This is a genomic window from Pelomonas dachongensis (assembly GCF_043555865.1).
Taxonomy (GTDB): domain Bacteria; phylum Pseudomonadota; class Gammaproteobacteria; order Burkholderiales; family Burkholderiaceae_C; genus Pelomonas; species Pelomonas dachongensis.
Genome location: NZ_JBIGHY010000025.1, coordinates 1 through 7,821, shown reverse-complemented (window position 1 = coordinate 7,821; position 7,821 = coordinate 1). Strand labels below are relative to the sequence as shown.

9 protein-coding genes and 1 pseudogene are annotated in these 7,821 nt (G+C 62.9%); 6 read left to right on the top strand and 4 right to left on the bottom strand.

All coding sequences use genetic code 11. The features are described from left to right. Positions 1 to 106: 106 nt before the first annotated feature. Positions 107 to 1,852 (bottom strand): UvrD-helicase domain-containing protein, encoded by a 1,746-nt coding sequence (locus tag ACG02S_RS26055; RefSeq protein ID WP_394473420.1) that lies wholly within the window; start codon positions 1,850 to 1,852, stop codon positions 107 to 109. Then, the gene (locus tag ACG02S_RS26050) at positions 1,845 to 3,644 is read right to left on the bottom strand and encodes an ATP-dependent nuclease (RefSeq protein WP_394473419.1); all 1,800 of its coding nucleotides are present in this window, start codon (positions 3,642 to 3,644) and stop codon (positions 1,845 to 1,847) included. Before ACG02S_RS26050 ends, ACG02S_RS26055 begins: the two co-directional genes overlap by 8 nt. A 220-nt stretch (positions 3,645 to 3,864) precedes the next feature. Here ACG02S_RS26050 and ACG02S_RS26045 point away from each other — a divergent pair, with 220 nt between their 5' ends. Next, entirely contained in the window at positions 3,865 to 4,563 is a 699-nt protein-coding gene (locus ACG02S_RS26045; protein ID WP_394473418.1) for a competence protein CoiA, read from the top strand. An 84-nt stretch (positions 4,564 to 4,647) separates the two neighbouring features. Here ACG02S_RS26045 and ACG02S_RS26040 read toward each other — a convergent pair whose 3' ends face one another. Beyond that, complete coding sequence (locus ACG02S_RS26040) at positions 4,648 to 4,974, bottom strand: hypothetical protein (RefSeq protein WP_394473417.1); 327 nt, start codon at positions 4,972 to 4,974, stop codon at positions 4,648 to 4,650. An 8-nt stretch (positions 4,975 to 4,982) separates the two neighbouring features. After that, positions 4,983 to 5,192, bottom strand: a complete 210-nt coding sequence (locus ACG02S_RS26035) for a hypothetical protein (protein WP_394473416.1) — start codon at positions 5,190 to 5,192, stop codon at positions 4,983 to 4,985. Positions 5,193 to 5,296: 104 nt separating this feature from the next. Between ACG02S_RS26035 and ACG02S_RS26030 the strand changes: the two are divergent. The 5 genes and pseudogenes from ACG02S_RS26030 to ACG02S_RS26010 all read left to right on the top strand — a co-directional run. Beyond that, positions 5,297 to 5,536: pseudogene (locus ACG02S_RS26030) on the top strand (L-histidine N(alpha)-methyltransferase); the annotation flags it as partial. Positions 5,537 to 5,727: 191 nt separating this feature from the next. Beyond that, complete coding sequence (locus tag ACG02S_RS26025) at positions 5,728 to 6,693, top strand: helix-turn-helix transcriptional regulator (RefSeq protein WP_394473415.1); 966 nt, start codon at positions 5,728 to 5,730, stop codon at positions 6,691 to 6,693. 88 nt (positions 6,694 to 6,781) lie between these two features. Further along, the gene (locus ACG02S_RS26020) at positions 6,782 to 7,060 is read left to right on the top strand and encodes a hypothetical protein (RefSeq protein ID WP_394473414.1); all 279 of its coding nucleotides are present in this window, start codon (positions 6,782 to 6,784) and stop codon (positions 7,058 to 7,060) included. A 10-nt stretch (positions 7,061 to 7,070) separates the two neighbouring features. Continuing rightward, positions 7,071 to 7,250 (top strand): hypothetical protein, encoded by a 180-nt coding sequence (locus tag ACG02S_RS26015; RefSeq protein ID WP_394473413.1) that lies wholly within the window; start codon positions 7,071 to 7,073, stop codon positions 7,248 to 7,250. Positions 7,251 to 7,490: 240 nt separating this feature from the next. Then, positions 7,491 to 7,724 carry a hypothetical protein gene (locus tag ACG02S_RS26010; RefSeq protein WP_394473412.1) on the top strand — a complete coding sequence of 78 codons (234 nt, stop codon included), beginning with the start codon at positions 7,491 to 7,493 and terminating at the stop codon, positions 7,722 to 7,724. Positions 7,725 to 7,821: the final 97 nt, after the last annotated feature.

The following is a 7,821-nucleotide window of genomic DNA, read 5'->3' as shown; positions in this document are numbered from 1 at the left end:
GTTCAACACGCTGCCAGAACTCGTCCGTCACCGCCCATGACTCAGCACGTTTCGCCAAGGTTTCGATCCAACACCGCGCCCAATGCGGCTCGGAACGGTAGTTTATCTATTTACGGATAAGTTCTAAAGGCGATGGGCTTCCCGTCCGGTGCGTCAGGATGATCTCCAACTTCGCGCGCGTGAACCCCACGTAGAACAGCCGCCGCTTCTCAGCAGTGCCTGGCAGTCGAAGTTCGTCGGCGCCGAACATGAAGACGATGTCGAACTCTCGACCTTTGGCACTGTGCAGCGTCGTCAACGTCAGTCGATCGTCGTGGTCACCCACGCCAGCGAACTCACCCAGGGTCATGCCGCTGCGATCGCCGCCTTGCGAGACTAGCGCTGCGAAGTCGGCAAAGTTATCCATCTCGTCGTTCAAATCGGGGCAGGCTGCCGCCATGGGTTCCAGCACGGCAGTGTTCAGCGCGTCGAGCCACTCCGAGAGTTCATCGGCACCATCGCGACGCTCCCACAAACAGGTGAGCAGCTGGCGATGGAATGCAAGAGAACGCTCTTCGGTGCGTAGGGCCTGAGCGAACAGCCGATGACCGCCTTTTGCCAGCCTTGAGAACCTCGGCTTCCCCGACTTCCATCCATCGCAGCACCACTGGCTGCATTGCTCGATCCACTGCATGAGCCGGCTGGAGCGTGGGTATAGCGATTTCTTGTCGTTGCGGACTACGGGTATGCCTGCGGCCGTTGCGGCAGCCAGAACCTCATCCCCCAACCACGCAGCTTCGTAGAGCACGGCGACGTTCTTGTAGCCCAAGCCCTCGTGCCGTCCGAGCGCTTCAGGCAGCAGCCTGTTGATGAGCTCGCTCGCCTGCGCAGGGTAGTGGCCACCGAGTTCTTCAATGAAGACTTCGCTGACGGCGTCATCATCCGCCGCCTCGTACTCTCGGTCCTCCCCCAAAGCTGCTTGCGCGGCGGCGACGATCTTCGTACCGCTGCGGTAGTTGACTTTCAGCCGGATGGTCTCGACCTCTTCGCGCTCGGACAGCTTGCGCAACAGGTCTGGCCGTGCGCCGGCGAAGCCGTAGATCGACTGATCCAAGTCACCGACGGCGAAGAGGCGAATGCCCGCCTTGAAACACAGCCCGACGACCATGCGGTGCAGCGCGGTGCCCAGGTCCTGGTACTCGTCGATGACCAGGATCGGGTACTTCGCGAACAACGCCTGGCCCAGCCACGCGTTCTCCTTCAGAGCCGCGAAGGCAAGCCGGGGCATGTCTTCGAAGTCGATCACGCCGGCAGCCCGCAGCTCCGCCTCGTAGGCCTCAGCGAGGGCTGCCTTTCTGGGGTCGGTGTCCCGCCAGGCGCTGGCACTCCGATCGATGTGCGTTCGCCTGTAGGTGTTGAGCGGGTAGCGCTCGTCCTCGGGATCGCTATGGCCACCGATCGTGCTTTCATACGCCGCAGCGAGGGCGCGCTTTTGCTGCGCCTGTGTTGCGACGCCGACTTGATCGGGGAGGCCGAGACGGGCCGTCTTGGCGTAGGGAAGAATGATCTGCGTCAGCGAGAACGAATGCACCGTGCCGATGAACACCCTCCCGCTTGGCTCGACGCCAAGGGCAGCCAGACGGTCCTCCAGCTCGCGAGCGCACTCGTTGTTGAACGTGATGCAGGCGAGACCGCGCGGATCATGGACGTCCTCCGCCAGCATGCGCGCGACCTTGGCGGCCAGCGTCTTCGTTTTGCCGCTGCCCGGCCCAGCCAGCACGACGCAGTGGCCGGTGGACTCGTAGGCGGCCCACTGGCCGGCGTTGCCTTTCAACTGCTCTGCGGCGCGGAGATAGGCGGCTCTTTCAGACACGATTCACGACGTGATCAATGGCGCGCCAGATATAGCCCAGAGGCATGACACGTTCGACGCGGGTCGCGAGTCGCTGAGCAAATCGACCTTTGCCGACCGCGTCGATGATGCTCAGGTATTTCACGGCATCAAGGGAGCTGGTGTCGGCTTCCCAATCGTTGATCAAGCCGGTGCGCACTTCTCCCCAGGGGGATTCACGGAGCGTCTCGATGATCGCTGCGGTGAAGTCCTCATCGTTGAAGAGATCCACCTCCAGCGTGTGGTAGTTGGAAAACACGCCAAACGCCTCGCAGCGATCACATAGCTCTTGGTACTTCGGCAATGCACGCAGCTCTTTCAGCAGCGCCTTCGGCGACTTGCCAGACCGCGTCGTCTCGATCACGTCTACCAAGCTCAAGGTGCGGTTGAGACCCAACGGGTCTTTTCCTTCGCGCGGGTCCCAATCCGTCACGATGGAGAACGGGATGTCCAGCGCGGTCAAGAACTTTGCGTACGGGGTGAAGTTCGTCCCGCTGACGGAGCACACCGTGATGCCCAGGTGGTCCAGGTCGTGGCCGCAGCTCTTGGCAAACACCGGCATCAGGAACTTCTCGGCATCTCCCTCCACGAGGAGGATGCCTCTGGCAAAGAGCATCTCGGCGCGCGTCACGTCCAGATAGCGGGCCAGGTCGTCCTCCTCGTCCTCCTCGAGGTCGATCTGGGCCGTGGACGTGGCGACGGTCCCGTCGTCGCCCGCATCGCGGAGGAGCACCAGCGAGCGCAATGGCGCGACGCTGGCGATGTGCGGCGAATGAGTGGTGAGAATCATCGACAGGCGCTGTTCGCCCTCCGCGTTGGCAAAGGTCTCGAACAGGTGCCGGTACACGGACCGCTGCAGGTGGGGGTGAAGGTGGGCCTCGGGCTCTTCGATCGACAGGAGGGCGTGGTTGCGCCGTCCTTCCTTCATCAGTTGGCTGAGTTCCAGCGCCTTGAGCGTCAGGAAGGCCACGTTCGCTGAACCGAGGCTGGCCTCGGAGATCGATCGCAGGCCCTGGTCCATCAGGAGCCGGAGGTTGCGGAACAGCCGACGCACGTCCGTGGGGCCGAATCCGATGCTCAGCTCGATGTCTTGCTTCTCGCCGCTCATCTCGGCGAACAGCCCCCGCAAGGACTTCTCTAGCTCCTTGATCGTGGGCAGCTCAGCCAGCTTTTCAGAGGCGCCGGCGACTTCGTCCCTGATGTCCGCCAGGTCTTCATCCGGCACGTCGGCAAACGCCCGCTCCAGGAGCGGCCGCAAGGGGGAGCGACGCCACGTCGCCAGATCACCCTCGGCGTCACGCAGCGCCGGCAGGAGATCCATGGCGATCCGACGTCGCACGTCATGGCCGAACGTGTTGGTATCCGACTCACCGCCATAGCAGCAGAACTCGTAGTCATCGTCGGTTTCGGGGTGGCCTTCCAGGTCTTCCCGCGGCCGGAACTCGTAGCTCAGCCGGACGGTGTCTGGGTCATCGTCGAGCCTGAAGTCGGTCAACAGCGCCAGGACGTCCATGTCGTCGCTGAACTCCTGAATCTCGACAGAGATGGTGATCGCGTTGTCCTCGAGGTCGTCGCCGAGGCCGTCACAGAAATCACCCCGGGTCAGTTGCCTGGCGCTGTCTGGCAAGGTCGGGTCGAAGATGAGCCGCAGCGCGTGCAGCAGGTTGCTCTTGCCGACCCTGTTCTCGCCGACGATGACCAAGTTGCCGTCGACGTCGATGTCGATCTCTCGAAAGTTCCGAAAGTTCTGGACGTAGATGCGCGTGAGCTTCAAGTTATCTCCTCCCTCTGGCGGCATATCTTTTTTTGGTCGGCACGCCGCGTATGCCGATGGTGTTTGACTCTAACGCCGTTCGCAGATGGGTAGTAGGTCAGGGTTTTGCAGCGACCACAATGAAGTCGCGGGGCCACCGAACGCGTCAACCCAAAGGTTGCATGTCGCGTCGGCGAGAAGGCCCTATCGATTGCAGAGTTTCTGTTCAAAGAACTAATACATGACTCAGGCAGCTTGGACACGCGACGGCCGGCCAGTCGACGCAGGCACGATCCCCATCGGCATCTGGGAAAGGCTGAAGCAGTCGACCGCCGTCGGCGACTTCGTGATGCCCTGTTGCAAGGCGCCGGCCGTGCTCAAGACCAGCATCAACGGTTTGCCCTTCTTTGCTCACCTTTCGGATGAATGCGCCGCCGCGCCCGAGACGACGTGGCACCAGGCTGGCAAAGCCTCGGTGCTGGCCGCCTTGCTCGGCATGGGTCTTCAGGGCCGCGACGAGGTGCCTGGTCGATCTCCGAGCGGGGACAGGTGGGAGGCCGATGTCCTGTTCTCTTTCAACGGCCGCACTATTGCGATCGAGCTGCAGCGGTCCTATCAGCACCTTCGCGACTTCCTGCGGCGCCAGGAGCGGTACGCGGCCTCGTCGGTCGAGTGCTACTGGCTTGTTCGCCATGAGACCTTCCTGACGTTGGGGAAGGCCACGTCGCGCTTGTCGTTGAAGCGTGACTACGGCAACACCTGGCCGCCCGGCGGCATAGGCACAGGCATGTTGCCGGAGCTGCCTGTTGCCATGCTCGACACGAATGGCGCGCAACGCGTGATGTTCGGCGGCGGGAAAGCTGCCGCGGTACCGTTATGGCTGGCAGGCCTGCTCAATGGGTCATTCCAGTACAGGGGCGGCTCCTGGGATCTGGGATGACGGTGCTTGCCGCGGTGCCAGGCTGGATTCTTTGCCCTTAGGCGGGCAAGAATCCGCCCGAGATCTACGCACTCGGCGGTGAGGCTAGTGGGCACCGCCATCGTTCACCGGTGACGACGACATCGAGGGCTTGGAAAGCCACACCACACCGATGAGCAGCGTGAACATCACGGCTGAGCCGAGGAAGATGTCGTCCGCGGCCCGGGTGAAGGATTGCTGGTCGATGATGCGATTGAGTTGGGCGGCGGCCTGCTGCGCTGACATCCGCATCTTGGCCAGCGCGCCCAGCCCCTCCGCGGTGTTCTGGCCTGCTCCCGAGCCCTCAGTCAAGTTGGCGTGATGCAGGGTCGCCCGGTTGTCCCAAAGCGTCGTGGTGATGGACGTGTCGAACGCGCCGGCCGTGATGCGCACAAAGTTGCTCAGCCCGGTGGCGAACGGATCTTCTCCGCGGGGATGCCCGAGACGATCACCGCTACCAGCGGCGTGAAGAGACAGGCCACGGCCGCGCCCTGGATGAAGGTCGACATCATGATGGACCACTGGTCGACCTGCGGCGTGTACTGCGCTCGCACAAGCAGTACGCCCGCGAAGCTGGCGAACGACGTGGTCGAGATCCACCGTGAATCCACCTTGGGCAGACGGTCCGGGCGTGACCGCGGCTTTCAACCTCAACTTGCCCAAGCGCATCAATCGGGAGCTCGCAGGCACGCTACAGATCTAGGCCTTCGCCCACGAGCCTCGCTGGAATGCCCGCGAAAGGGCGATCGAGATGCACCTGTGCTGCCTGCGGGACGTCGAGGCTGCGGTCTCAGGCCAGATCTTCCACTTCAAGGCAGGCGAGACCATCCACACGGAAAGCTCGCGGAAGTACGACCTGGCTCGCATCGACGCCATGGCCAGCGCCGCTAGATGGGAGCGGGCGCAGCTTTGGACGGACTCGCGGCAGTACTTTGCCGTGGTGGGGCTGTCATAGGTCGTGGCATGCGGCGGCCAGGTTAGGACTCGATCCGCGAACGGTGTGGCGGCGCCCAGACGACTGCGGCGCTGAACACCGCAGAAAGGTTGCCATGGCGCTGATCGCCTGTTGTACTTCCCGCGCCGTCAACAAAGTCGGTCTCGTGAGTACACGAAGGAGGAGGGGAGATGCCGCCAAGAGCAACCAACATGAATCTGGAGCGGATGCACAAGATCGTGAGCATCGCGCGCTTCAGGAATGGCGTGACTATGCAAGCGCTGATGGACGAGCTCGAGGTCTCGATGTCCACGGTCAAGCGCGACATCGACGCGCTGCGAGACCGGTTTGGATGTCCGATCGAGTTTGATCGAGACCTCAATCAATGGGTCATTGGCACCTTGCCGGGCGGCAAGCGGTTCGAGTTGCCCGGCCTGTGGTTCAACTCCAGCGAGATCTATGCGCTGCTGGCCATGCAGAGCCTGCTCAGCGGTGTGCAGCCCGGCCTGTTGGAGCCCCATCTGCAGCCGCTGAAGGACCGGCTCGAGCTGTTGTTGGGCGAGTCGATCGGCAACGCCAAGGACATCGAGAAGCGCATCAAGCTCATTCACTTCGCCGGCCGGCGCGTCAAGGTGAAGTACTTCGAGCAGCTGACCCAGGCCGTGCTGGAGCGCAAGCGGGTCGTCATGAAGTACTTCAATCGCGATAAGGACGAGCTGACGGAGCGCGAGGTCTCCCCGCTGCGCCTCGTTCACTACCGCGAGAACTGGTTGCTGGACGCGTGGTGCCATCTTCGCAGCGAGCTGCGGTCCTTCGCGCTGGACGCCATCCAGCAGGTCGAGCTGACCGACACGGCAGCCATCGAAGTCGGAAAGGACGCCCTCGTGGAACATTTCCAGAGCGGCTACGGCATCTACGCCGGCAAGGCCGACAAGCTCGCCGTCCTGAAGTTCAGCCAGGTCCGGGCGCAGTACGTGTCGCTGGAGCGCTGGCACAGGAAGCAGGCCAGCAAGTGGCTGGAGGACGGCAGTTACCAGCTGGAAGTGCCGTACTCCAAGGACCAGGAGCTCGTGATGGACGTGCTCCGATACGGGTCGGACGTGGAAGTCCTGGCGCCGCCGGAACTGCGCCAGCGCGTCGCCGAACAGTTGTGCGCCGCAGCAAGAACCTATGCCTGAACTGAGGCCGGTGCCAGCTCATTCCGTGAGCTAGCGAACTTCCAGAATCAATTCATGCCTGCTGACGTACGTGGGCATGGAGTTGGAAATGCAGATCAATTTCGCGCACCTTCGGCAGCCTGCTGTTAGCGGTGGCTGGGTCAACTTCGCAGTCTTCGACGCCCGGTCGAGCAGCAACACCTCGAGCGCCAACGACGTGCTCCTGGATCAGCTGACCACCCGGGCGCGGGCGAACCGGCTGCAGATCGACCAATCGGCCCTCGCCTACCGCGAAGGCGGCCGGATTCGCTTCTACGGCAGCAAGCACCTCGTGGAGTTCCTCTCCCGCAGTGGCCTGCCCAACTGGACCCACACCCTCAACGTTTAGGAGATACCTCATGGCTAAGAACGCACCCGTTGGCGACAACGCTCGCCGTGGCGCCGTCCGCGACCGCTCGCAGACCTTCAACCCCGTCACCGAGACGTGGACCAAGCGCGATACCGGCACTGGCCGGTTCATGGATCAGAAGCAGGACGGCACGCCCTTCAAGGGCGTGCGCAAAGAGCACGGCAAGTAGCCCTGCACACCCGGGCGGCCAGGGGCAGCAGTCCGCGGCCGCCCGCTCTCTGTCGTGCTTTCCCATGCCACACGGGCACTTCGCTCTACGTGGCTTGTGTTTGGTCCGACGGCCGACAACCGGCTGGCTTTGAGCAGTGCCGCGCCCGCCGAAGCGGGTGTGCAGCGTGCTAACGCCAGGACAGCGCGCCACTGGACGACATGGCGCCCCCGTAACAGAATCGTTACAAAGGGAGAGGTCATGCATAACCGAGACTCGGGGCGTCTATACGCCGCGACTGATCTGGTCAATTTCCTCGAGTGCGAGCACATCACCTCGCTCGACTTGCAGGATCTTGTGAGTCCGTTGCCGCGCGCCGAAGTGGACGAGTCGACGCAACTCATCCAGCAAAAGGGCTACGAGCACGAGGACGCGTACGTCCAGTACCTGCGCGATCAGGGCAAGGTGAGCGTCTGGCCGCGCCATCTTGACTGACGACGGTCAGCCTTGTGCTTCGGTTTCGTCAGTGACCACGGTGTCCGAGTAGTAGCGAGCGACGGCCTTGTCCAGCCGTTTGAGCAACGCCGTCAGG

What these genes read in the sequence shown, in the direction of transcription:
- ACG02S_RS26045 (WP_394473418.1), top strand. Translation starts at nt 3,865, where the DNA reads ATGACTCAGGCAGCTTGGACACGCGACGGCCGGCCAGTCGACGCAGGC.
- ACG02S_RS26025 (WP_394473415.1), top strand. Translation starts at nt 5,728, where the DNA reads ATGAATCTGGAGCGGATGCACAAGATCGTGAGCATCGCGCGCTTCAGG.
- ACG02S_RS26020 (WP_394473414.1), top strand. Translation starts at nt 6,782, where the DNA reads ATGCAGATCAATTTCGCGCACCTTCGGCAGCCTGCTGTTAGCGGTGGC.
- ACG02S_RS26015 (WP_394473413.1), top strand. Translation starts at nt 7,071, where the DNA reads ATGGCTAAGAACGCACCCGTTGGCGACAACGCTCGCCGTGGCGCCGTC.
- ACG02S_RS26010 (WP_394473412.1), top strand. Translation starts at nt 7,491, where the DNA reads ATGCATAACCGAGACTCGGGGCGTCTATACGCCGCGACTGATCTGGTC.